Genomic DNA, 22449 nt, shown 5'->3' with positions numbered 1-22449 from the left:
CGTCATCTGAATTTGAGCAGGGCAAGGGAGAGCGTCTCGTTAAAAAGATCGCATTTCCCTGAAGGTGAATGCCCGATCTCGCCATACGTGAAAAAACCGATGACCGGTACCTTCCAGAGATCGGCGATGGCGGAGATCTCGTCGTTTACGTAGGCACCGGCGGCCTGGTGGCGGGCACAGCAGTCAAAGAGGATGACCAGATCAGCCTCGGGATTCTTTTCATAGTACGCGATCATTTCACGGATAGTTTTTTCAATGGTCTCAGTACCAAAGGAGCTCGAAAACCGGATCTTTGATCCTTCAGGGACACTCCCGGCATAGATCAGGGCACCGGTTGTGTAATCTGCGGAAAGTGCAGTCCTGAGCACTTCGCTTCCATCGGGCCGTTGTACCAGCATCGGAAAATTCAGCGCCGTGCTGACCACAACCTCTTTACTGATATTGAGGTAATCTGCAACGAGATCGAGCGGGTTTTTTCCGTCGATTTGCCGGACAATGTTGCCGGCGGAAGACATAACTGTCATTTCCACACCAATACCGGTCCACCCGCTCGTGGTAAAACTGGAAAGGGAGACTCGGGCGGTGTCAAATGCCAGCACTACAATACCATCGCTTGTTAGGGAGGTTGCCGTAAAGACCGTAGTTTCAAGAAACGCCGTGTCATCAGCGGCAACGCCCCCGGCAATCACCGTGCCTGTCGGGAGATGTTTTTCCATCCCACGGATAATCGCCTCGGCGTTATTGGTAAGCCCCGAAACCGCCAAAAGAATAGCCGGCTGTGCAAAACAGCCGGCTGCCCAGCGGCCTGCCTGCTCCCCCAGTTCAAATGGGGGGACGTCGTTGCGAGGAAAGAGACGGACCGCAAAGATCGACGGGTCCGGATCGAGCAGGCAGCAGGTGGCGGACTGCTCAAAGACCTTTGAAGCCCCGGCACCGGTCAGGATCTCCCCTGCAGTTGATGCACCAAAAACATCACATCCTGATCCTTCAAGGGCCCGGACACAGGCCCCCATATCGAGCGACGGAGAAGAGAAAACAATCGCAAGAGTCGGGGTAAAACGTGATTGCTGCTCACGGATCCCATGCGAGAGCTCATCCGGAGAGTCCGCCGTGAACATGAAGGTATGCATATGTCCTTTTTTATTCTTGGGCCCTTCATTAACCTGTTGGTGGCAGGCAACAGGTTTTCACTGCAGAGTCCAAAAAAAAACGGACGGCAAAACCATTAAGAGTCCTTTTGGAGATTATGAAGTGAGGAACCCTATATGGCAAAACTCACCGCAGAAATCAAAGAATCGCTTGCAGCTACAAAAACCGCTTACTTTGCCACAGCTGCAAAAGACGGCACCCCCAATGCCGTCCCGATCGGGGCATACAAGCTCCTGGACGATGAGACGATCCTGGTCTCTGACCAGTACTTCAACAAGACACTTGCCAACATAAAGGAGAACCCGAGGGTCGCCCTCACGTTCTGGGGCGAGAAAGGAGGCTACCAGATCAAGGGCACCGTTACTATCCACACCAGCGGAACGATCTTCACCGAGGATGTTGCATGGGTCAAGTCGCTTAAGGCCACGCTTGAGCCCAAGTCGGCAATAGTCATGAAAATTACCGGCGTGTACACCATCAAGCCCGGCCCGGATGCAGGAAAAAAGATCCTGTAAGAGGATCATCATCCACTTTTTAAAAGAAGATCTGTCACTTCAAGGAGGGAACACGCTTACGCCGCCATGCCTGTTCCGGCACAGTAATCTCGAAGCAGGCGCCTTTGCCGGATATCCCGGTTTCCCGGATCGAGAGCCCGGAGATTCCAAGAATCTCCCGGGCCAAAAAGAGGCCAAGACCGGTGTTCTTCCCGAACCCTGAATCAAATATCCGTTCTTTTTCTGCATCCGGAATCCCCGGCCCGTCATCCTGGCAGGTGATGATGATGCAGGAACACTCCGTGCGGACAGAAAGAGCGATCCTGGTGAGATCCCCGCCGCCGTACCGGAGTGCGTTGTCGATGAGATTAAAGAAGACCTTTTCAAGCATCGCATCAGCGTAGACTTCCAGATCCTTGTCAATTGTTATTTTGAGAGCCACCGGTCCGGGATTTGCCGGGTCCGCCGCCCTTGTTACCACAGCATGAAGGTCCTGCCATTGCGGTGCATGCACCCCGATATTCTGGTAATCACGGGTAAAGGTGATTTGCTGCTGGATGCGCTTTGTACTCTCCCTGATCTCGTCAAGAATCTGACCGGTTGCGGTTGGATCCGATAACCGGGTTGCGGCCATATCCTCAAGGCCCAGAAGACCGGTGAGCGTGTTGAGGATATCGTGACGGATAAGGTCATTGAGCAGGTTGAGTTTCCGGTTGGAGAGCGCGAGCTCTGCGAGCGTGGAATCGCGCTCCATCATCTCAAGCGCAAATGAGATATCATCGGTGAGCTCCCGCAAAAGTGCCAGCTCGCGATCATTAAAGAAGTTACACTCTCCCGAGTAAAACCGCATGGCACCGATAATTTCGTTTCCGTCCCGGAGCGGAAACGAGGCCGACGAGCAGTACCCGCGCCGTGCAGCTTCCTCGCGATAGTCTTCCATCCGCGGATCGGACAGGATCTCGTTGCAGACCATCGGGCACCCTTCGCGGATGCAGGAGCCGGTCAGCCCCATTCCCTGCGGCACATTGTCTACGGTAATAGAAAGCAGGCTCAGGTACCCCGCCTCGTACCCGCAGGCTGCAACCGGGCGGACCTCGCGGGTTGCCGGATCCACGATACCGATCCAGGCCATCAGGAATTTTCCTTCCTCCACCGCGATCCTGCAGGCCTCGTCAAGGAGCGCCTGCCGGTCCCGGATGTGGATGGTCGCCCGGTTGGTCCGCGAGATCACCGAGTACAGACGGTTAAGGTGAATGATCTCTTCCTGTGTCCGCCTCTTCTCCACAGAGTCCTTTACAGTATGGATAAGCTCGGTAAACTGGGACCGGGGGTCGCCGCCTTTCTGGATATACCGGTCTGCTCCGCTGTTGAGGGCTTCAATAGCAACCTCTTCCCGTCCCCGGCCGGTGAAGATGACAAAGGGAAGTTTGGGATACCGGGTACGGACGACTTTTAAAAATGCGATCCCGTCCATCCCGGGCATCTGGTAATCAGAGATGACGATATCATAAGGTGTGGTCCTGAGTTTGTTCAGGCCTTCTTCTGCGGATAATGCAGTTTCAATCCGGATATTCCCTGATCGCTCCAAAAAGAGCCTGCCTACCTCAAGCAGGTCGGGATCATCATCCACGTAGAGTGCAGAGATCATGGAAAGCAGGACCCGTCAGAAAGTAGATATTGAATAATTTCCATCTGGCAAATTTAAGGGTTCTGGTACACGGGTGCTGCCAAATACCCGGTATCGCCGCAAATGATCGGTTTTTAGAAAAATCCTGCATCTTTCCTGTAAGGTACCAGGTATGGATCGGCAACTCCGCAGGTGAATTCCTGCACCTGGCCGGGATTACAATGGAAGTAAGTATCGTGCCGATCGCAGCCCGCTAACTTCGGCGCCGGCGGAAGCGTGGCTCCCTAAAAGAGACGTAAGTGGAAAAATTACCGGAACCCGGCATCCGGTTCTGGCCTAGAATCTTTATCCTCTTCGGCAAGACGGATGAGATTCTCCCGCCCTTTTTTTATTTTTTGGATCTTTCCCTGGTGGTGGAGATCGTTAAGCGTAGAGCTCACGGTTGATTTGGGCAGGCCCAGTTCCCTGACGATCTCCGACTGAAACCGCTCCCCCCCATGTGCTTTGAGGAGGCCAATGATCCGATCTTCAAGGCTTGCAAGATCTGCACTGGAGAGGACAGGAGACAGATCACCGGGTTCATCGGGTTCCGCTTCCGGTTCCCGGGGAGAGCGTTTTCTGCGGTAAACCGCAAACCCGGCCACGGCAACAAGGATTACAGCGACAATAAGTGCGATCAGCGGAAGGAACGGGAGAGAAGGGGCCGCAAGTACGACCTGAGGCTCGCCGGCACCAAACTCCCGTTCGCCGTACCAGGTAAGGCTGTTGCCCGACTGCTGGTCAGGGGCCGGGTCGGCAGAAGTAACAGAATAACCGGGCGGGTACCGGAGGATCAGGGCAGAATCCTTGTCCAGATAGAGTCCCCCGGCAAAGGAATCACCGGCAACAAGGCCGCCCTCCGGTACAGAGAAGTTTGTCCAGGCAAACGTGTACGTCACGACGCCGAACTGCCCGGTCGGGGAGGTCTGGACTACCGCATTGCCGGAAAAATTGCCAATGCTCATAGGACGGGACGTGGCAGTTGCAGCCTCTGATGAGGAGTGCTGTATGAGGTCTTCGAGCTGAGGGAGATACACGGAGGTTATGTTTGCCGAGTATTCCTGGAAGTCGGCAATATCGCTTTCCGTGGAAAGTGGGGTGCGGTACTCCACGGTCCAGAGCGCCGATCCATCCGGCTGCAGCGTGATCGTATAGGTGGTGGCATAATCTGAGGGGGTGGCAGCTGCTGCAATCGGCAGGATGCAGAAAAGAAGCAGGATCGTTATTGCCACGTACCGTTTCAGCATATCCATCGTAACCCGTTTGTTGATCGTTGTCCTGTGCGATATAAAAAATACGCGAGCCGGCCAGCAACCGGCTGCGGGGAGGAATGGCAGTTACGGGAACCGGTGCTGGTCATCCCGGCCATTGTTTTGGTAGGTGTTCCGGTTGTCAGAACCGGTGGAGCTGGTGTTCCTGTACCGGTATGCCTGGTTGTTTGCGGGATACTGTCCGTTGCTGTTGTTAACCTGGGAAGTGTCCTGCCGGTGCTGGTCAACCCAGTTCTGGGTTGTATGATCCGTATTCTGGCCATTCCCGGTGTAGGTGACCGTGTTACGGGTCTGGTTCCAGGAGTTCGTTGTGGCGATATGATTCCGAACAACAGGGTTCAGGACGACGGGGTGGAAGATGACGTGGTGATCCGCAGTACGCTCGAGATCGAAATGGACCAGCGTCCTGTCTTCAAACCTCTTTTCCGCATCAACGCTTGTGTTGTATGCACGGGCAAGCGCACTGTTATCGGGATGCACGTCGAGAAGGTGCTGCAGGATATCCTGGTGCAGGGCGATCTGCTGTTGCGCGGCGATCATGGCTGCAGCATTGGGGGGCTGCGGGGAGCTGGCACGGTGCGATTCATCGGGGAGCCCGGTACCGGTAGAGTTCCGGTAAGACCCCTGCTGAGGACCAGTGCCCAAATCCGTCCCGTTAAACGCGTACTGGGAGTCGGTAGTATTGTACCACGATATTGTCCTCTGGGTCCGGTTCAGGTCAAGCCTGTACTGGTCCATTGCCCGGTTGGCAGCATCGCTCTGGTTTGCCGCAAGGGCGGCTTCCAGTTCGGCAATACGGATATTATCATACTGGATCTCCTTTTCCAGTTTTTCGGTCTGGTTAAAGGTAAAGGACTCATCAAGGTTCTCAAATGCGGTCTGGAGACCGTAGAGCGAACTGTTCGGTCCGATGGACCGGGCATAAGACTGATTGTAACCCGAGGACGGCATTCCCCATACTGTACTATTGTTGTCCGCCATGGCAGGTCCGATGGCGCAGCATAGCCCCAGTGCAAGAAGCACAAGGAGCACGACAGTTCTTGGTTTCATCGCATTTCCTCCAAATCCGGCTTGAGCCGTCTGATCAGTCTGTTTTTTCGCAGCTTACATAAGTGTCGTCACAGTCCCGTCCAAGTCCGGTTGTCCCTGCCTACAGGCTATGACAAGAGACCGTTCCGGATTGTCCAAAAGAAAAGAAAGGGCACAATCTGGCCTGTAAAAAATCCGGGCATTTTTTGAGCCAGGACCGGATTGCAGGTAATACCGGAGGGGCTTGAGCGCGGGAAAACAGGGAAAATTGTGGGCACACTACCCGGAGGGGCCGCACGTGATGTGGACACCTATACCCGCGGATCATCCCGGAAAAGTAAAGTAAATTTGACAAGTTTTAAATTGATGCCTGCCAAGCATATTTTCCAAAATTTTCCTGAGGTGATCACAGTTGGTCAAGCATGCCAAGATAATTCTCTGCCTGCTCGTGCTGGCAGTTCTGATGGTTCCCGCCGTAAGTGCATGGAGTCCCGGCCAGCCCTGGACAGACAATTCCGAGCACATCGCCGCAATGCAGGCGTACACGGCCTATGCCGGTGAACTCTTTAAGGCAAAGATGGATGGGGCGATACAGTATATCGGAACGCTCAACCAGTCAACCAGTACGTTGCAGAATGACGAACAGCAGTTTCTAGCAACCGTTTCTTCGGTCCAGTCCATGAGCTCCAATGATACTATAACGCAGGCCTGGGGGACCATGACCCAGCAGGTCACGCAGTTCCGGACGGATCTCAAAACTGCCATTTCCGCGGGCAACGGATCAGGGTCGGCCCTGCAGGCTGCCGTCAATAGTTCGGTGACTGCAGATCAGGCAAACATCCAGAATCTGGATACCACCTACTGGACCGACCGGGAAAAATCCCGTCTGGATGAGTTCAGTTACAATGACGGCCGCAGGACAGACCTCCTGACGAACCTGACGGCAAAGGGGATCGATGTCTCATCGGCCCAGGCTATCGAGTCACAGATACAGGCCCTCCAGCCGCAGCTCAAGGCTGCACTTGATGCAAAAGATGAGGCTCAGATCCGCCAGGTAAACAGCCAGATTGATTCCCTGTGCCAGCAACTTTCCCAGGCCGTGGTCAATCTGTCCTGGCAGGCACGGGAGTCAGCCCGGCTCGCGCAATTTACCAACACAACAACCCGGATGCAGGACAGGTTGACCAATCTTACCGCACGGGGACTGGATGTTTCTGATGCCCAGACCATTCTCTCCCAGATAACAGCGCTCCAGTCCCAGCTCCAGACTGCACTGCAGAACCACGACCAGTCAACGCTCAGCAGCGTGAATTCGCAGCTGGAATCACTTGATCAGCAATATGCCCAGGCTCTCCAGCAGATTACTGCGCAGGCACGGTCACAGCTGGCAAACCAGACTGCACAGAACCGGGAGAACCGGACCGCAGGAGAGCGCAGGACAAACCAGAGCGTCGGGGGTTTTGCCCCGAAATTCGGGTGACAAAAGAGGTGAATGAGTGATGAAGAAAACAATCACGGTATCGGGAATTTTAGCCCTGTGCCTGGTCCTGTTCCTGATCGGTGCCGGATGCACGTCACAGAGCCAAGGCACGGGTGCAGGACAGGCAGGCGGGCAGCAGACCGTCACCACGCCCCAGACCACAGCGCAGAGTACCCCCGTAGTCACGGCAACCGCGGCAGCGACCGCCCCGGCAGTCTCCGACCAGGGACTGGTATCTGACGATGGCAGCGATGCCGTGGCGCAGGCAGAGGCGCTCAATTCGACCCAGGCTTCCGCCCCGGACACCGCCGACTTTGGCGATATTATGCCATGACGGGATCTCCCGTATTATTTTCTCTTTTTTTTCGGGTTTTGAGAATACTGGGGAATCACACTTTTGCGGTTTTGAGTCCAGAGGGACACCCCACCTATCCACCAGGGGCGCGATCACCCTGACCGATTTTGAAATAGATCGATCCGATCATTTTTTTTGCGGAGCGGCAAACTGGGGGAGGGGGGCTACCTCCGATCCTGCTGTACGATCGGTCACCCCGACCAATTCCGGAATTGATCGGTCCGGCCAATTTCAGAAACGATCGGACCGATCACCCCGCTTCGCCTAAACCTCCAGTGGAAGCACATGTGGAGATACTGGAAGAAAAGAGGTCACCCCGACCGATTTTGAAATCGATCGGTCCGACCAATTTTTTTGCGGAGCGCCAAGTGGGGGGAGGGAGGCGATCGATTTTTTTGGAGGGGGGGGTGGGCCGCCCTTCTTTTGGAACGGGGGAGATGAAGATCACTCATACCAATTGAGGAGCGGGGTCTTGAAATCGTAAATCTTCGGAAAAGAAGAGAGGGTCAAGATCTTATAAAAAGATTTTTTTGTTCTCTAAACTTTTAGTAATCTAATGGATATTGACGATATTCTCGCAGCCTTCCAAATATTCGATCATGTTTCAGATATTGACAAATTTCAAAGTTGGATAAGAACTTATCACAAAATCGAGGATTTTGAGCCTCTATTTTTAGGTTATCGCTATTTTTTGGAAATTTGCGGAATTAGAATAGTCGATGAGATATCTGAAGATTTTTCTCTTAATTTAGAAATGGACGATTATTTCTCGTTCGCTTGTAATGCCGATTTGCCTTTAGATGAAATCCCAAACTCCTGTGAAAAAGTTATTGTTATAAAAAATATATGGCGATATTTTGAACCAATTAAAAATGCCAAGGATTGGGCGGAATTAAAAACGATCATCCATCAAACCGAGGAAATCTCAAAAATTTTTAGAGAGATTTTTAAAAACGCAAATGTGACTGAAAATTTTCCCGAAAAAGAGATCTCGCGTTTTGCCGCACTACATTATACACACATATTTTTTAATGATACATCACGGTTGAAACCCGCTGGAGCTGTTGTTGGATTAATTAAATTAGATATTGATTCCATAGGATCTGACTTTTTTAAAGGATATGCATATACATTAGAATATCTTTGGTATCAATTACTTGAAAAAAATGAATTTCAGCATAGTTTAGCAAAAAATATTCACAATCCTGCAACGGGATTAAGTTCTGAAGATCTTCAAAGAATAACTGAAATTTATTCACACAACGATTATGAAGACCCTGCATTTCAGGAAAATGCTGTTATGTGGGCCACATTGGATCAATTATTCCAACCGCTTTTTGAAAAATGCCTAGCTCCAAAATTTAGAGAATATCATACCTCTTCAAGATCACATTTTATCGTTAGAGATAATATTAGTAAGTCTTTAATTTTTCCTTTATTAGATCGAACCTATATCAATGAGCCTTATTATTTTTCTGATAATTCCAACGATGAAGCACGATTTAAAAAAATTGATTATCATTTTAAATGGTTGCCCGTGACATACATTGACTCTGGCAAGGTGCATGATGCTTTTGGAACATACGCTTTTATTCCATTTTTATTAGGATTAACTTCGAGTGAAAATGTATCATCTAATAATAAAATTGAAATCCTGCGAATAAAGCATCCTGAGGACGGAGTTTCAGGTTATTTCTATAGTTATGGGATCTTGAATAAATCACAATATTTTGATGAGCAAGGGATGGGTTGGATTATTTTCCTCACATGTGGAACAGATTTTTCAGGGCATGGTGGATCTATGCACACCAGTGCAGAAAAGTGTATTCGAGAAATCCAGAAAAGAGGAATTCTTGATGCAAAAGAAATCACGATTGATGAGAACGCTTTCAGGAGGTATTTAAAAGAACGAACTGAAACCTCGGTTTCTGATAGTACTACTCCTGTAGAGACATTAATTGAATTTGGGGAATCACAATTGGTTGAATTTAAATCATCTCTTTTGTGGAGTTATGAAAAAAATCAGATTAGCAATTCTACAGAATATGAAGTAGTAAGGACAATAGCTGCTTTTTTAAATTCATCAGGTGGAACCCTGTTAATTGGTGTAGATAAAAATAAAAATATCGTGGGATTAGATAAAGACTATGCCCAATTGAAACAAGCGCGCCGTGTTCAAAACAGAGATGGTTTTGAAATTCGTTTAAACGAGGTTCTGAATAAATTTTTTGGGCGGGGGATCAGATTAGATATTGATGTGATTTTTGAAAGATTAAGTGAGAAAGAGATTTGTCGTGTAATTGTAAAACCCACAATTGAACCCATATTCTTAGTTAATTCAAATAATTCTAATCATAGTGAATTTATTGTCAGATCCGGGAATCAATCTCAATTATTGATGGGTAAAGAAATCACTAGTTATATCACAAAACACTGGAACTATAAAAAACGATAATTACTCATTATCATCTCCTCCCGCGCTCCCCCATTCAGCTAACCTCCGGGTTACACCCATCCGGCCCCATTTAAGCCCCCGATTCCCCCAATAACTACCAAATTTTCCGAATCTACCGCAGCCCATATAACATCCCTTATCATTTTTAGAATAATCAGTATGAGCCTGGATTTCTGCACCAAGGTAACGAGGAAGCTCGCGAAGATCGGGTATCCAAAGAAGGTCGCCCGCCGTTTCGCGAAGACCTGCTTTGTCCTCATGACCCTGACCTGCGGCCTCTTCGGGCTCTTTGAGATGGAAAAAGCACCAGCTTACCTGATTGCCGGAGCCGGGGTACGTTCTGCGGGTACCCGGGCCGGGATCTTTTCGCCCGCAATCTCTTTTCTGCGTCGTTGACCGCCGGTCCGGTTGTCATGGGTTTGTGATCGCTTTGCAGCATATGCCATAGCGATCGTACGTGGTTCTCTCTACCGGGCCGGCGTTTGTTTCGCGTACGGGCAGGTCCGATTGCGCCTGCCTTCCTGCCGCACATAAGAATACCCGGGCCCCGGGTCACGGGCCGTTGCAAAAAAAGAGGAGTATCATGATCGAAACAACAACCGCACAGGACGTGATTGCCCCGGGTGCAATGGCATCCGGTGCCTCGTACAGCAACCGGATTAACCCCTGCGAAGCAGTCGCAGGTGAGACAACGGTAATCCTGCACACTGCCCCGGGAGGGAATGAGGCAGGTACCGCTCAGCGGTATAGCAGGAACAGCGCCCATGTCCATGAAGCACTGCGGATCCTTGCTGCAAACGGGCACGTCCCGGTCCGGCTCGCCGAATCACCCCTGCCGGTCAACATCATTGCCTTCAAAAAAGATGACCCGCTGCTCGTGCTTGTTATCGGCGCGAGAAAGCCGGTCCCGAGCGCGGCCCGGCTCCACGCCGATTACAAAGAGGCCGTGGAATATCTCTGCCTGATGGCCGGCCGGCTCCGCTGCCGGATTATGATCTGGGTACATTCGCCATCCTGCGGCTGGAGATATTACCGGGTCTTCCCCGGCGGTCTTGCATACGACCACAAATTCCCGTCCTTGCTGGAGGACTAACCCTTCTTTTCTTTTATCGTTCGATTGCAGCGTCCGTTCAACTCTGCTCCACACCGGATTGCCCAAATACCGGATTCCGTCATATTCCCGCCCCGGATTCCTCCGCTTTTTCAGGACTTTATCCCTACAAATACTATGATTGTATGTCAAAGGGCGCCCTGCGACAGAACAAAAACAAAGGAAGTGAGAAAAATGGCAGACTTCGCACCAAAGAGTGCAGTAAAGAGTGCGGTCCGCACGCTTGCGGCACCGTTCGAGGACGTGGACACGCTCAACGCAGTGGTCCAGTCCGTCATCCTGAACAACCCGTTCGGGTGTGTATCGTATATGAGCACGGGCGCCAACCACCCGCCCGTAGAGAAGTCCCGGGAGAACTACACGGCCCGGTTCGTGTACCAGGACAATGAGGCAAAAATCGTCGGTCGTACCGCGGAGAATTACGCCACGGTGGCCGGCTACAAGGCCGGTGTTGCCGCAGTCCTTGCAAACACGGCAAACATCGCGGCCCACGGCGGAGTCCCCGCACACGAAATCGAGAGCGACACGTTCTCCGTGACCCTCAAGTGCCACGCGGCAAACGGGGAAATTTTCCTCCTGACGTTTGCCCGGCAGCAGGTTTCGCTCTCGTCCTACGAGGACGACTCCATCCAGACCGTGGTCGAGACCTGGGCGGACGGCGTTCCATCCCTTGCCTAAAGATGGCCCGCATGGACAACGAGATTATCCTTGTCGGGGCCTTCCTCGGCACCGGTCTCCTGGCCTACGTGGTAATCCCCGGTCTCCTTGTCATGTGGGACCGGGTACTCGACCACATGGAGCACAGTGAAGAAAAGAAATAAGAACACGGGCCTGAGCGGGGGAGGATCCCCCGCCATGACCGGTTTCCTGATCTTCCCTGTCAGGGTTTAAACCTGTATTTTTATAAAGAATACAATTAACAATATTTATTTGGTCTTCTCCTCAATGATAAAATACGGACTTCCGAGATCCACGCCTCTGAACGTTGAGCCGGGAATCCTGTCAGGCCGGCAATCGCCCTGATCCCTGAATTCCCAATGAGGCTGCTCCATGAACAAACCCACACTCCTGCCAGCACGTACCGTATTCACCCTTCTTCTCCTGTCCCTCCTGATCGGGATCGGTGCTGCCGCGTCAGCTCCCTCGGTTACCGACATTACCCCGGATACAAGAGAAAATACGACCCGTACTTTTACCGCAAACATCTCCGGTTCGGGTTTTGCGGCCGGGGCGCAGGTACTTCTGGTGCCAGTGGGCGCCCGCCCCATCCATGCAGGCAGCATCACCGACGGGGGAGGCACGGCCCCGTTCCTGAACGGCCCCCTGGCGGTTTTTCTTTCTGGCTCCCATGCATACGTGGCCAGCCAGGGGAGTAATGCGCTCGAAATTATCGATGTCGCGGATCCGGCCCATCCGGTCCACAAAGGCAGCCTCCTCAACGGGACCGGGGGTGCTCTCCTGAAGGCTCCCACCGGTGTAGCCGTATCAGGGAACTATGCGTATGTAACAAGTTCCGGGAACAACGCCCTGGAAATCGTCGATATCTCAAACCCGGCACACCCGGTTCATGCAGGGAGCATCACCAACGGAACCGGCGGGGCGCTCCTTTACAACCCCCAGTCAGTCGCTGTTTCCGGCAGGTATGCATATGTGGCAGGCTCCGGGAGTAATTCCCTGGAGATCGTGGAAATATCCGATCCTGCCGCCCCGGTTCATGCAGGCACCATGAAAGATGATATCCTCTTCAAAAATCCGACCGGCGTATTTGTCTCAGGTAATTATGCATATGTAACCAGTTCCGGAAACAACACCCTTGAGATCATAGATGTCTCAAACCCGGCCAATCCCGTTCACAAGGGCACCATCAATGATGGAAAGGGAAAATCTCCATTCCTGAAAAACCCCAAAAATGTGTTCGTCATCAGGAATTTCGCCTACGTTGCAAGCTTCGGGGACAACACCCTTGAGATCGTGGATGTCGCAAACCCCGCAAACCCGATCCATAAGGGAGCCCTGGTAAGTGGTACGGGTGAGGCCATGCTGGGTGCTCCCACGGGCGTGTATGTGTCCGACCATTACGCGTATGTGGCAAGTTACGGGAGCAACGCGCTTGAAATTGTAGATGTTTCGAATCCCGCCGTCCCGATTCATCTCGGTACTATTTCGAACATGCCCGGAGGTGCGCTGCTGGATGTCCCCTCCGGTGTGTCCGTGTCCGGCCCGTACGCGTATGTGACCGGTAAGACCGGCAATTCGCTGGAGATCGTTGATATCGGGAGTGTGATCTCGATTCCGGCAGGCAGCGTTACGTGGCGCTCTGCGACAATGATTGCCAGCACATTCAACCTGACTGGTGCCGCAGCCGGGAAATATAATGTCGTTGTCGCTAACCCCGGGAGTCCTCCGGGAACACTGGCGGGAGGTTTTACCGTCACTGCTCCGCAGCCGTGCCCTACGGTCACCGGCATCACCCCCTCCAGCGGTACCAATGCGACCCTTATCCAGATTACGGATCTCACGGGGAGCAACTTCAACACAACCATTGCCCCTACAGTGAAACTGAATCGTACCGGATTTACCGACATCCTGGCCACCAATGTAACGGCCCTCCGGTCAACGCAACTTACCTGTACGTTCGATCTGACCGGCCGGGAAGCCGGCAGCTGGAACGTTGTGGTGACTAACCCCGACGAGCGGGGAGGTCTTCTCCAGAACGGATTCTCGGTAATATACCAGGTACCAACAACCCCCCCAACCACAGTACCGACAACTCTTCCAACGGAAGTACCTACAACTTTCCCGACCGATGTGCCAACCCTCACCCGGACTACGGTTCCGACAAACACTCAACCGGTTCCTCCACCGGAACCAACACCCCTGCCAGCGATAACAGGTTCTGGGGGCAGCGTGTCGGAGAGCGGAATATCCGGTCGGGGCATATCATCTGTAGCCACATCTCCCGGCGCACCCGCGGGAGGGATTATGTCATTTGCCCTCGATAATGCGGGAAGCAGGGGATTTGCGGAGTACCCCTATACTGTCACTGCGGCTACCCTCGTCCCGTCCCAGCCTCTTGGCCCTACCGATCTCATCGTCGCATATGGCATGACAGTACGGCCCCCGGGTAACGATCACGTCACCGCGGGAATCGTTTCCCTTGAGCCGGTTGCCACAAATCCATCTGCCATCAGCTCCGGGACTATCACCTTTGCCGTGGCAGATACCTGGCTCCGGGCAAACCGTCTCACACCGGCCCATGTCACTCTCATGCGCCTGGAGGAGGACATCTGGTCTGAACTGCCAACCACATACCTGAACCGTTCCGGGGATGCCCATTACTTTACGGCAACCACCCCGGGCTTCTCGTATCTTGCTGTTTCCACGCGGAGCTCCATGGGAGGGGTGAATTCCATAGGGACCATGGATACAGCCGCACTTTCCCCTGCCGTAAGTATGCCTGTGGTGTCTGTGGCCCCCGCCCCGCCAGTCGCTCCGGATACCCCTGCATCCGTAGACAGAACTCCTGAGGTACCCCGGACCCCCCCTGTTCCGGCAAATAACGGCGTCCCGCAGGCATCCGGTACCGGGACGGCTGCCGCAGTTATCGGCACTGCTGGTGCCGCACCTGCGTGCGGGCTGTATCTCCGGCGCTGGTGGATCCGGCGGCAGAACCCGAAACTGTTCCGGAAGTACGATTGAAACAGATCGCTGTTCCGATAAGAAGATGCGTTCTTTACCTTCCCCGCTCCACCAGTACTCCACAGGCAGGGTGATCCTTGAAGCAGGAAAAAGTAAAGGACAAGGCCGGGAAGGCAAAGGTCCGTAAAGGTTCAAAGGATGCCAAGGCACCCCTCCCTTCCCGGGAAAACCCGGAGATCGAACCTTTTGTCAACCGGATCTTCTGCGGGGATGCGCTTTCTGTCCTTTCCGGGATGCCCTCTGAAAGCGTGGATCTTGTCATCACCTCGCCACCCTACAATTTCGGCCACGCATATGCCCAGGATCCCCATGATGACACCCGGGAGTGGAACGATTATTTTGCCACGCTCAATGCAGTCTGGACAGAATGTGTCCGGGTGCTTCGGCCCGGAGGCAGGATGGCAGTCAATGTCCAGCCGCTCTTCTCGGACTATGTCCCCACCCACCATATCATCTCAAACCAGCTCCTGGGGCTGGGCCTTCTCTGGAAAGCGGAATTCCTCTGGGAGAAGAACAACTACAACGCCAAGTACACCGCATGGGGGAGCTGGAAATCCCCCTCCATGCCCTACATCAAGTACACCTGGGAGTTTGTCGAGATCTTTGACAAGGGGACCCACAAGAAGACCGGACGGCGCGAGGATATTGATATTACCTCCGATGAATTCAAGGAATGGGTGATCGGCCGCTGGAAGATCCCGCCCGAGCACCGGATGAAAGAGTTCGACCACCCGGCAATGTTTCCCGAGGAACTGCCCCGACGGGTCATGAAACTTTTCTCGTACAAAAACGATATCGTGATCGACCCCTTCAACGGGGCCGGGACAACCACGCTTGCTGCCGCAAAATGCGGCCGCCGGTTTATCGGGATTGATGTCTCGCACCAGTACTGCGACACAGCGGTACGGCGCCTCCGGGAAGCAACGGATCAGCGCCTTCCCGAACCTGAACCGTGAATTTTTGCGGTCCGTCCGGGTCCGGCACTACGGCATATTTGCCTTCACCCAGGAGTAGGTGCCTTTCCGGTCGTACACGTGGGTGATTACGTAATTGTAGACCTCGGCATAGGCATTGCCCTGTGCCACTTCCCTCTGGTAGGTGGAGAGTTCTGCGTTATAGGCCGATACCTGCGCGTTTTGGGATGAGACCAGCGCATTGTATCCCCCGATATTTCCCGAGCTCCGCAGTGATTCCATCCGGGATTCGAGTTGGGAGATCTGGTTCTGTTTTGCCGTAAGATCGGAAGCGATCGGTGCCAGCTGTGCGTTTATGGCAGTCACTTTCTGTTCGGAGAGGGTTTCCTCATTGTAAATGTAGGCAGTCTCCGCACCACGGGTATACAGCGTGGTCCCGTTTCCAACCGGGATAACCATCGGCTCGGATGTGAGCCGGATACCTCCCTCCAGCTCATCAGGAGGGACGCCCACGTAGGAGAGGTTGGTCGATTCGAGATAGGCATAGCCGGTGTCCTTGTACAGCGAATCGGTGGAGCCGACCCCGACTGCCATATGCGCTTCAGGTGTAAAGAGCAGGAGCGATACCTTGTACCCCTCGCGGGAGAGGAGACCGGCAAGAAGCACGCTCTTGTCACCACAGTTTCCATTCCCTTCAACTACAGTTTCAACCGGGTACTTTGTTGGTGTCTCCGGGTTGTTCTCGTACGTGAGGGACTGGGTGTAGGTGGCCATCAGTTCAAGATACTCGTCGCTGGTGAGCCCCTTCTCGTCCCGGATTTTGCGGAACTGCGCAATGAGATTGGTGAACATTTGATCCTGGGTGGGATCGTTGATCAGTTCCTGGTAACTATCCGTTACCCAGACGTTCTCAGTCACGTTACCATAAACAGAGACCGTTTTATCTGTCGATTTTGCCGCATCGTAGACTGCTGCATCGACAGGAACCGTAATGGTGATCTGGTTATTTTCAAAAGGGAAGGTATGGGTGGTCGTTATTGGCGGGGAATCATCGGTGCCAACAACAATATGGGAAACAACCACCTGCGGGCGGGTTGCATAAAAGTACCCCGCAGCCATGGCAATAACCATCAGCGTGGCAACAACAACAATAAGGAATCGATCGGTGCGGGTCATGATAGTGTTACAGGAGCGTTCCGATATCGCGGATAGAGTTTATAATTGCCACTGGAATTATAGTACTTTTTTCGCATACATCCTTTCTGAACTTACCTGTCCTGACAAGGACACCCCGTATACCGGCAGCCTGTGCCCCGCCGATATCGGTGAAGATATCGTCGCCGATCATGGCGACCTCTCCGGCCGCAAGCCCCATGTCCCGGAGTGCAAGGCCGAAAAATTCCTTTGATGGCTTCCCGACCACGGTTGCAGTCGTGCCAGAGGCCATTTCAAGGGCCGCAACTACCGGCCCGGCCGAGAGCGAAAGCCCGTCCCGGTCCATCCAGTACCGGTCTTTTTCGAGTGCGATAAGTCCCGCCCCCTCCATCAGGCAGCGGAAGGCGTGGTTGAGATTTGCATAGGTTACATTATCCCCCGCATCGCCGACCACCACATAGTCCATGTGCCCCGAACCGTCATCTGTGCAGGCGCCGGAAAAGTCCCGGTCAACATCGCCGGTCACAAGCAGGAAGGCCTTGTCTTTTCCTGCCGCCTCCATGTACCGGACCGCGGCAAGGGGTGGAGTGAAGATCGAGTGTTCCGGAATATCAAAACCCATTTTTTCCAGCCGGGCCGCGATCGTTGCCCGACATTTCCGGGTAGAGTTGGAGAGGCACCGGAAGGGGTAGCCGTTTTCTGTCAGGAATTCAATTGCCTCAACAGCTCCGGGGACCGGGGTGTCCCCGGTATAGAGCACGCCGTCGAGATCGATTAAAAAACCCCTGATCTTCCGGTCCGGCATAACTCCCCTCACCATTTCCAGCCGGCAAGGAACACGCTGACGATCGCGTCGCACAGGATCCTGTTCTCGATAAGTTTTTCTTCGGAGTCTTTCAGGATCAGATCCCGCTCGTCCGCGCCAAGATCCTTTGCCCAGAAGGTAATGATCTCCTTTGTTACCTCCGTGTGAAACTGGACACCGAGCGCGTTATTGAGCATGAACGCCTGGTTCTTCACCGCAGTCCCGGTTGCAAGGAGGCGGGCTCCTTCCGGGAGATCGAATGTCTCCTTATGCCAGTGGAACACGTTGAACTGTCCTGGGAAGAAGCGATGGCCGGGGGAGTTACAGCCGGTGAGCGTCCGCCAGCCGAGTTCCTTCTCTCCGGCATACACGGTTTTCCCGCAGGCCGCTGCAATCATCTGGGCGCCAAGGCAGATCCCAAACACCGTGGAACCGCGGGCCACGGCCTTTTTTACGAGCGATTTTTCATCGACAAGGAATGGGAATTCCCGCTCATCGTTCACGCTCATCTGGCCGCCAAGGACGATAAGCCGTTCCGGCGGGTCGGCCGGAACGGGATCGCTTTCGTACAGCCTGATGACCGTGAAAGGCTCGTTTTTCGCATTCAGGGTATCTTCGATAGTACCCGCGGGTTCGTGTTCCCCGTGCCGGAGGATCGTGATCATTGCCGGAATGGTGTACCGGGCATGCTGATGAGGTTTCTTATCACTTTCACTCCCCGCGGCGGGAGTTTAAACAGGAGATTTTGGGATCAGGTACATACGGATGGCCGGCATGCAGGCTGAAAGCAGGATAGGGGAGATCTGGCAGCAGAGGATGGCTGCATTGCGGGAGTACAGCGTGGTCCGCGACGGGAACGTCTTTGGAGCGGGACTTGCCGGTTCCTGCCTGTTCTCTTCCGAATACGACCGGGCCCGGGCCCTTTTGGGGAGACTGGTATCACAGTACGACAATGTCTCGTTTGAATCCCTGTTTCCCGGTAGCGAGATCGAAACAGAAAACGGGACCTGCCTTGCCCTCGAACACCGCGAGGCATTTGCTGCCCCTCCCCTTGACGGGGAGCGTCTTAGTGCGGAGATGCTTGCCGACCTCACGCTGGTCCGGGGGATCGGGGAGCGCTCTGCAGCCCGGCTCAGGGCCCGGGGCTGGAAAACGATAGCCGACCTCGCAAACCACCCCCGGTTCCGGTACGCGGCACGTGAGGTGCTCGAACGCCTTAGCCGTGCCGATCCCCGTGAGATCATGGACCTTGCCGGCAACCGGCATGCAAAGTCCCACCCGTTCGTGCTCGGGGCGGCCGGTGCGTTTTCACCTCAAGATTTCGTATTCCTCGATATCGAGACGCTCGGCCTCTTCTCCCGGCCCATCATCCTCTTTGGGGTCGGGACCGTTGAAGAAAGGAACTTCGTTGTCCGCCAGTACCTGCTCCGCGACATCGGCGAGGAGGCAGCCGCACTCACGGCACTGGCAGGCCATTTTGCCAGACAGAAAAAAGCGCTTGTCACCTTCAACGGCAAAGCGTTCGACCTCCCGTACGTGCAGGACCGGCTTGCATACTATGGCATCCCCCCGGTTTCCCGGGTCCCGCACTTCGATGTCCTGCACTTTGCCCGGCGCCGGTGGAAGGGGCAGTATCCCTCCTGCCGTCTCGGGGAACTCGAATCCGCAATTCTCGGTGTCGGGCGGGAAAACGATGTGCCGGGCCAGATGGTCCCCGAGTTCTACGAGACTTACCTGCGGACAAATAACTGCGGCCCGCTCGTCCCCATCGTCCACCACAACCGGCAGGACGTGATATCAACGGCGCACCTCTTCTTTTACCTGCTGGGGGAGACCTGTGGCCGTTGCTGATGTGGTGCACTTCATCAGCACCAATCCCGTGTACCGCAGCCGGGTCGCCTGCCACAACGTTACGGACCCGGAACCGGCAGCGTACGGGAAGCTCGACCGGCCTCTTCCCGATGCGCTTGATGCATACCTGGCCCATGCCGGTATCCGGCTCTTCACCCACCAGTGCGAGGCAGTCAACCTCCTCCGCGAACACAGGAACGTGATCATCACAACCCCGACGGCGAGTGGGAAGACCCTTGCATTCAACCTCCCGGTCTTTGAGCGTATGTCAGCAGACCCGGATGCCCGGGCGCTCTACCTCTACCCCACAAAAGCGCTTGCAAACGACCAGCTCGCAACGCTCCTTGCAATGGAAAAGTTCACCGGTATCCCGGTAAAATCCGCGATCTACGATGGGGATACCCCGCAGTCGAAAAGGTCCGCGATCCGGGAGCACGCCCGGATCGTGATCTCGAACCCGTACGAACTCCACCAGGTCCTCTCCTGGCACAGTAAATGGAGCCCGTTTTTCTCAAACCTCCAGTACGTTGTGCTGGACGAAGCCCACCGGTACCGGGGGATCTTCGGCTCGCAAATCGCGCTTCTCGTTCGAAGACTCCGCCGGCTTGCCCGGTATTATGGCACCGATCCACAGTTCGTGCTTTCGAGTGCAACGCTCGCAAACCCGGAGGAATTTGCAAAAAGACTTGCTGGCCTGCCCTTCGTGCAGGTGGAAAGCGATGGTTCCCCGCGGGGCAGACGACACTTTGTCCTCTATAACCCATTTTTCGATGGCGTTGGCGAGCGCTCCGCCCATCAGGAATCAAAGGATCTTCTCGTTTCCTGTGTCAAAGGCGACCTCCAGGCGCTCTGCTTTGCCGGTTCCCGAAAGATCGCGGAGCTCGTTGCGCTCTGGGCAAAAGAGGACCTCCGGCGCAATTCCCCCCGGCTCGCAGAAAGTGTCCTTGCCTACCGGGCCGGCTACCTCCCCGAAGAGCGCCGCTGGATCGAGAGCCGGCTCAAAGGCCGGGAGATCAGGGGAGTTGTCTCGACAAACGCGCTCGAACTCGGGATTGATATCGGGTCGCTCGATGCGGTGATTATCGACGGTTACCCGGGCACGATGATGTCCACCCGGCAGCAGGCCGGCCGGGCGGGGAGAAAGGCCGGTGAGTCGCTTGCGGTGCTCGTTGCGCAGGCAAACCCGCTCGACCAGTACTTCATGCACCACCCGGAAGAGTTTTTCTCCCGGCCCCACGAGCATGCGATCATCGATACGCAAAACCCGTACATCGTCTCCGGTCACCTCCTGTGCGCAGCAGCGGAACTTCCCCTCCATGAAGAAAAGGACCGGGAATTTTTCGGTGACCGGTTCTCCCCGGTGCTTTCAGATCTTGCCGGGAGCGGGCTTCTCTCCCGCACCTCCCGGGGCTTTGTGTATGCCGGGAGAGGCCGGGCCGCGGAGGCGGTCACACTTGACGGGATGGCCGCGGAGAGCTTCCGGATCCTCTGCGAGGGCCGGGTGCTTGAAACCATGGACCGGGCGCAGGCATACCGCGAGGCGCACAAGGGGGCGATCATGCTCCACCAGGGCATCACGTACGTGGTAAATGAGATGGACCTTGAGAACCACACTGTCCGGGTGAGTGAAACGGATGTCGATTACTATACGCAGCCGCTCAAGGACACAAGCCTGAAGGTTCTCGAAACGCTTGAAACCCGGGAGATACACGGTGTCACCTGTGCATTCGGCAACGTGGAAGTGACCGAGCGGTACACCGCGTACAAGATTAAGAAGGGCGATACGGTCCTTGGCGTCGAACCGCTCGATCTACCGCCGATCACGTTCCGGACCAAAGCCTTCTGGCTGGTTGTCCCCGAGACTCTTGCCACACCGGTCTGTGCCAGCGGCCTCGACCTTGCGGGCGGGCTGCACGGGGCCGAGCATGCACTCATCGCGCTCATGCCCTTCTTTGTTCTCTGCGACCGCTGGGATATCGGCGGCCTCTCGTGTCCTGTATTTGGGGAGAGCGGCGAGCCGATGATCTTTATCTACGATGGGTACGAGGGCGGCATCGGCCTTGCAGAGAAGGCATACACGCTGCTTCCGGAGCTTTTCACCCGCACGCACGAGATGGTGCGCGACTGTACGTGCAAGAAAGGCTGCCCGTCCTGCATCTACTCCCCCAAGTGCGGGAACGATAATATCCCGCTCGACAAGGAGGCAACGGTCATGATCCTTGCCGGGCTTGCAGCGGCCGGGGCCGGAAATATTACCATGCCCGGACAGGCCGGCATCATCCCGGGCGCCGGGCCGGTGGCACAATAAGAAAAAAAGATTAGTCCACAAGCACGACCCTGCTCTCGGGCCCGGGCTCATCGTCGTCGAAGATAAAGAGCTCGTCGATGGTCGTATGCAGGGTTTTTGCCACATCGTGCGCAAGTTTGAGCGACGGGTTGTACTTCCCCTGTTCGAGAAAGACGATCGTTTCGCGCCGCACGCCCACCTTTTTGGCGAGTTCATCCTGAGTGAGGGAGTACCGGGCCCGGCATTCCTTTATTTTCGTCTGCATGAATGCAATCCTGCCATTCAGTCTCACTCTACATCCCCTTTGCGGAAAAGGTAGGCCTGGAAGACAACCGCCGGGATTACCAGCAGGAGCACGGACAGCTCCAGTGCCTCCGTCCCTCCAAGGTGTCCGATTCCGGCGTACTCTCCCCAGAAGAGCAGGGTTATCCCCACAGCACCGGTCATCCATGCATACGAAAGCCCGTACGCCCCGATCTTTTTTGAGCGCTCGTCCGATTCCGGGTCATCGCCATAGCGGTTGTGCCGGATAAGGCCGGTAGTAAGAAATGCGGCACCGGCTGCAAGGAGGATCACCGGGAGGACGATGTTCCCTGATGAGGACAGGCCGGCAACTGCCCCGGTCAGAATAAACAGGAGCCCGATAACAATCCGGTAAATGTTTCTCGGTTTCATGAGATTTACCCCACTTTTTGTTACATTATTCTAACATATGATGAATGATAAAG

General features: G+C 54.5%; 21 protein-coding genes. 12 read left to right on the top strand and 9 right to left on the bottom strand.

The window, feature by feature from the left end; genetic code table 11:
- Positions 1-2: 2 nt before the first annotated feature.
- Entirely contained in the window at positions 3-1130 is a 1128-nt protein-coding gene (locus MBOO_RS01490) for an FIST signal transduction protein (protein ID WP_011991304.1), read from the bottom strand.
- A gap of 135 nt (positions 1131-1265) precedes the next feature.
- Between MBOO_RS01490 and MBOO_RS01485 the strand changes: the two genes are divergently transcribed.
- Positions 1266-1664, top strand: coding sequence for a pyridoxamine 5'-phosphate oxidase family protein (locus MBOO_RS01485; protein WP_011991303.1), 399 nt, complete (start codon positions 1266-1268; stop codon positions 1662-1664).
- A gap of 34 nt (positions 1665-1698) precedes the next feature.
- On the opposite strand, the gene MBOO_RS12885 is transcribed toward MBOO_RS01485, so the two are convergent.
- The 3 genes from MBOO_RS12885 to MBOO_RS01465 form a co-directional block, all read right to left on the bottom strand.
- On the bottom strand, positions 1699-3291 hold the full coding sequence (locus MBOO_RS12885) for a hybrid sensor histidine kinase/response regulator (RefSeq protein WP_011991302.1): 1593 nt from the start codon (positions 3289-3291) through the stop codon (positions 1699-1701).
- Positions 3292-3578: 287 nt separating this feature from the next.
- Positions 3579-4562, bottom strand: a complete 984-nt coding sequence (locus tag MBOO_RS01470; protein ID WP_011991301.1) for a helix-turn-helix transcriptional regulator — start codon at positions 4560-4562, stop codon at positions 3579-3581.
- 84 nt (positions 4563-4646) lie between these two features.
- Complete coding sequence (locus MBOO_RS01465) at positions 4647-5630, bottom strand: DUF5667 domain-containing protein (protein ID WP_011991300.1); 984 nt, start codon at positions 5628-5630, stop codon at positions 4647-4649.
- A gap of 391 nt (positions 5631-6021) precedes the next feature.
- On the opposite strand from MBOO_RS01465, the gene MBOO_RS01460 reads away from it, so the two are divergent.
- The 9 genes from MBOO_RS01460 to MBOO_RS01425 all read left to right on the top strand — a co-directional run bounded on the left by MBOO_RS01460 (position 6022) and on the right by MBOO_RS01425 (position 15665).
- The gene (locus MBOO_RS01460) at positions 6022-7089 is read left to right on the top strand and encodes a GumC domain-containing protein (protein WP_011991299.1); all 1068 of its coding nucleotides are present in this window, start codon (positions 6022-6024) and stop codon (positions 7087-7089) included.
- A gap of 19 nt (positions 7090-7108) precedes the next feature.
- Positions 7109-7423 carry a hypothetical protein gene (locus tag MBOO_RS01455; RefSeq protein ID WP_011991298.1) on the top strand — a complete coding sequence of 105 codons (315 nt, stop codon included), beginning with the start codon at positions 7109-7111 and terminating at the stop codon, positions 7421-7423.
- A gap of 577 nt (positions 7424-8000) precedes the next feature.
- Entirely contained in the window at positions 8001-9899 is a 1899-nt protein-coding gene (locus MBOO_RS01450) for an AlbA family DNA-binding domain-containing protein (RefSeq protein WP_011991297.1), read from the top strand.
- Between the two features lie 159 nt (positions 9900-10058).
- Positions 10059-10295, top strand: a complete 237-nt coding sequence (locus MBOO_RS13720) for a hypothetical protein (RefSeq protein WP_157677554.1) — start codon at positions 10059-10061, stop codon at positions 10293-10295.
- A 187-nt stretch (positions 10296-10482) separates the two neighbouring features.
- Positions 10483-10992 carry a hypothetical protein gene (locus MBOO_RS01440; RefSeq protein WP_011991296.1) on the top strand — a complete coding sequence of 170 codons (510 nt, stop codon included), beginning with the start codon at positions 10483-10485 and terminating at the stop codon, positions 10990-10992.
- A gap of 192 nt (positions 10993-11184) precedes the next feature.
- On the top strand, positions 11185-11688 hold the full coding sequence (locus tag MBOO_RS01435) for a hypothetical protein (RefSeq protein WP_011991295.1): 504 nt from the start codon (positions 11185-11187) through the stop codon (positions 11686-11688).
- An 11-nt stretch (positions 11689-11699) separates the two neighbouring features.
- A complete protein-coding gene (locus MBOO_RS14185) occupies positions 11700-11831 on the top strand; it encodes a hypothetical protein (RefSeq protein ID WP_269677925.1) in 132 nt (43 codons plus the stop codon).
- 229 nt (positions 11832-12060) lie between these two features.
- Complete coding sequence (locus MBOO_RS01430; RefSeq protein WP_011991294.1) at positions 12061-14709, top strand: PGF-pre-PGF domain-containing protein; 2649 nt, start codon at positions 12061-12063, stop codon at positions 14707-14709.
- Between the two features lie 77 nt (positions 14710-14786).
- Positions 14787-15665, top strand: coding sequence for a DNA-methyltransferase (locus tag MBOO_RS01425; protein ID WP_011991293.1), 879 nt, complete (start codon positions 14787-14789; stop codon positions 15663-15665).
- Positions 15666-15692: 27 nt separating this feature from the next.
- On the opposite strand, the gene MBOO_RS01420 is transcribed toward MBOO_RS01425, so the two are convergent.
- The 3 genes from MBOO_RS01420 to MBOO_RS01410 are packed head-to-tail and all read right to left on the bottom strand — an operon-like array spanning position 15693 to position 18248.
- The gene (locus tag MBOO_RS01420) at positions 15693-16799 is read right to left on the bottom strand and encodes a hypothetical protein (protein ID WP_011991292.1); all 1107 of its coding nucleotides are present in this window, start codon (positions 16797-16799) and stop codon (positions 15693-15695) included.
- Between the two features lie 7 nt (positions 16800-16806).
- Entirely contained in the window at positions 16807-17583 is a 777-nt protein-coding gene (locus tag MBOO_RS01415) for a TIGR01458 family HAD-type hydrolase (protein WP_011991291.1), read from the bottom strand.
- 8 nt (positions 17584-17591) lie between these two features.
- Positions 17592-18248, bottom strand: coding sequence for a type 1 glutamine amidotransferase (locus MBOO_RS01410; RefSeq protein ID WP_011991290.1), 657 nt, complete (start codon positions 18246-18248; stop codon positions 17592-17594).
- A 100-nt stretch (positions 18249-18348) separates the two neighbouring features.
- Here MBOO_RS01410 and MBOO_RS01405 point away from each other — a divergent pair, with 100 nt between their 5' ends.
- Both MBOO_RS01405 and MBOO_RS01400 read left to right on the top strand, forming a co-directional pair.
- Positions 18349-19434, top strand: a complete 1086-nt coding sequence (locus tag MBOO_RS01405) for a ribonuclease H-like domain-containing protein (RefSeq protein WP_011991289.1) — start codon at positions 18349-18351, stop codon at positions 19432-19434.
- Positions 19421-21742, top strand: coding sequence for a DEAD/DEAH box helicase (locus MBOO_RS01400; RefSeq protein WP_011991288.1), 2322 nt, complete (start codon positions 19421-19423; stop codon positions 21740-21742). The genes MBOO_RS01405 and MBOO_RS01400 overlap by 14 nt, the downstream gene beginning before the upstream one ends.
- 10 nt (positions 21743-21752) lie before the next feature.
- Here the strand turns inward: MBOO_RS01400 and MBOO_RS01395 are convergent, their stop codons facing one another.
- On the bottom strand, positions 21753-21986 hold the full coding sequence (locus MBOO_RS01395) for a helix-turn-helix transcriptional regulator (protein ID WP_011991287.1): 234 nt from the start codon (positions 21984-21986) through the stop codon (positions 21753-21755).
- A gap of 23 nt (positions 21987-22009) precedes the next feature.
- The gene (locus MBOO_RS01390) at positions 22010-22396 is read right to left on the bottom strand and encodes a hypothetical protein (RefSeq protein ID WP_011991286.1); all 387 of its coding nucleotides are present in this window, start codon (positions 22394-22396) and stop codon (positions 22010-22012) included.
- Between the last annotated feature and the right edge of the window lie 53 nt (positions 22397-22449).

The sequence above is a fragment of the Methanoregula boonei 6A8 genome (assembly GCF_000017625.1).
GTDB classification, from domain to species: Archaea; Halobacteriota; Methanomicrobia; order Methanomicrobiales; family Methanospirillaceae; genus Methanoregula; species Methanoregula boonei.
Note: the sequence above shows the minus strand (reverse complement) of the source record. Positions and strands in the feature narration are given on the sequence as shown.

Bases quoted from the DNA above. Each gene is read 5' to 3' on its own strand.
- MBOO_RS01420 (WP_011991292.1), bottom strand. From the start codon at position 16,799: ATGACCCGCACCGATCGATTCCTTATTGTTGTTGTTGCCACGCTGATG.
- MBOO_RS01485 (WP_011991303.1), top strand. From the start codon at position 1,266: ATGGCAAAACTCACCGCAGAAATCAAAGAATCGCTTGCAGCTACAAAA.
- MBOO_RS01470 (WP_011991301.1), bottom strand. From the start codon at position 4,562: ATGGATATGCTGAAACGGTACGTGGCAATAACGATCCTGCTTCTTTTC.
- MBOO_RS01405 (WP_011991289.1), top strand. From the start codon at position 18,349: ATGGCCGGCATGCAGGCTGAAAGCAGGATAGGGGAGATCTGGCAGCAG.
- MBOO_RS12885 (WP_011991302.1), bottom strand. From the start codon at position 3,291: ATGATCTCTGCACTCTACGTGGATGATGATCCCGACCTGCTTGAGGTA.
- MBOO_RS01455 (WP_011991298.1), top strand. From the start codon at position 7,109: ATGAAGAAAACAATCACGGTATCGGGAATTTTAGCCCTGTGCCTGGTC.
- MBOO_RS01390 (WP_011991286.1), bottom strand. From the start codon at position 22,396: ATGAAACCGAGAAACATTTACCGGATTGTTATCGGGCTCCTGTTTATT.
- MBOO_RS01410 (WP_011991290.1), bottom strand. From the start codon at position 18,248: ATGATCACGATCCTCCGGCACGGGGAACACGAACCCGCGGGTACTATC.
- MBOO_RS01465 (WP_011991300.1), bottom strand. From the start codon at position 5,630: ATGAAACCAAGAACTGTCGTGCTCCTTGTGCTTCTTGCACTGGGGCTA.
- MBOO_RS01435 (WP_011991295.1), top strand. From the start codon at position 11,185: ATGGCAGACTTCGCACCAAAGAGTGCAGTAAAGAGTGCGGTCCGCACG.
- MBOO_RS14185 (WP_269677925.1), top strand. From the start codon at position 11,700: ATGGACAACGAGATTATCCTTGTCGGGGCCTTCCTCGGCACCGGTCTC.
- MBOO_RS01490 (WP_011991304.1), bottom strand. From the start codon at position 1,130: ATGCATACCTTCATGTTCACGGCGGACTCTCCGGATGAGCTCTCGCAT.
- MBOO_RS01440 (WP_011991296.1), top strand. From the start codon at position 10,483: ATGATCGAAACAACAACCGCACAGGACGTGATTGCCCCGGGTGCAATG.
- MBOO_RS01395 (WP_011991287.1), bottom strand. From the start codon at position 21,986: ATGCAGACGAAAATAAAGGAATGCCGGGCCCGGTACTCCCTCACTCAG.
- MBOO_RS13720 (WP_157677554.1), top strand. From the start codon at position 10,059: ATGAGCCTGGATTTCTGCACCAAGGTAACGAGGAAGCTCGCGAAGATC.
- MBOO_RS01415 (WP_011991291.1), bottom strand. From the start codon at position 17,583: ATGCCGGACCGGAAGATCAGGGGTTTTTTAATCGATCTCGACGGCGTG.
- MBOO_RS01450 (WP_011991297.1), top strand. From the start codon at position 8,001: ATGGATATTGACGATATTCTCGCAGCCTTCCAAATATTCGATCATGTT.
- MBOO_RS01430 (WP_011991294.1), top strand. From the start codon at position 12,061: ATGAACAAACCCACACTCCTGCCAGCACGTACCGTATTCACCCTTCTT.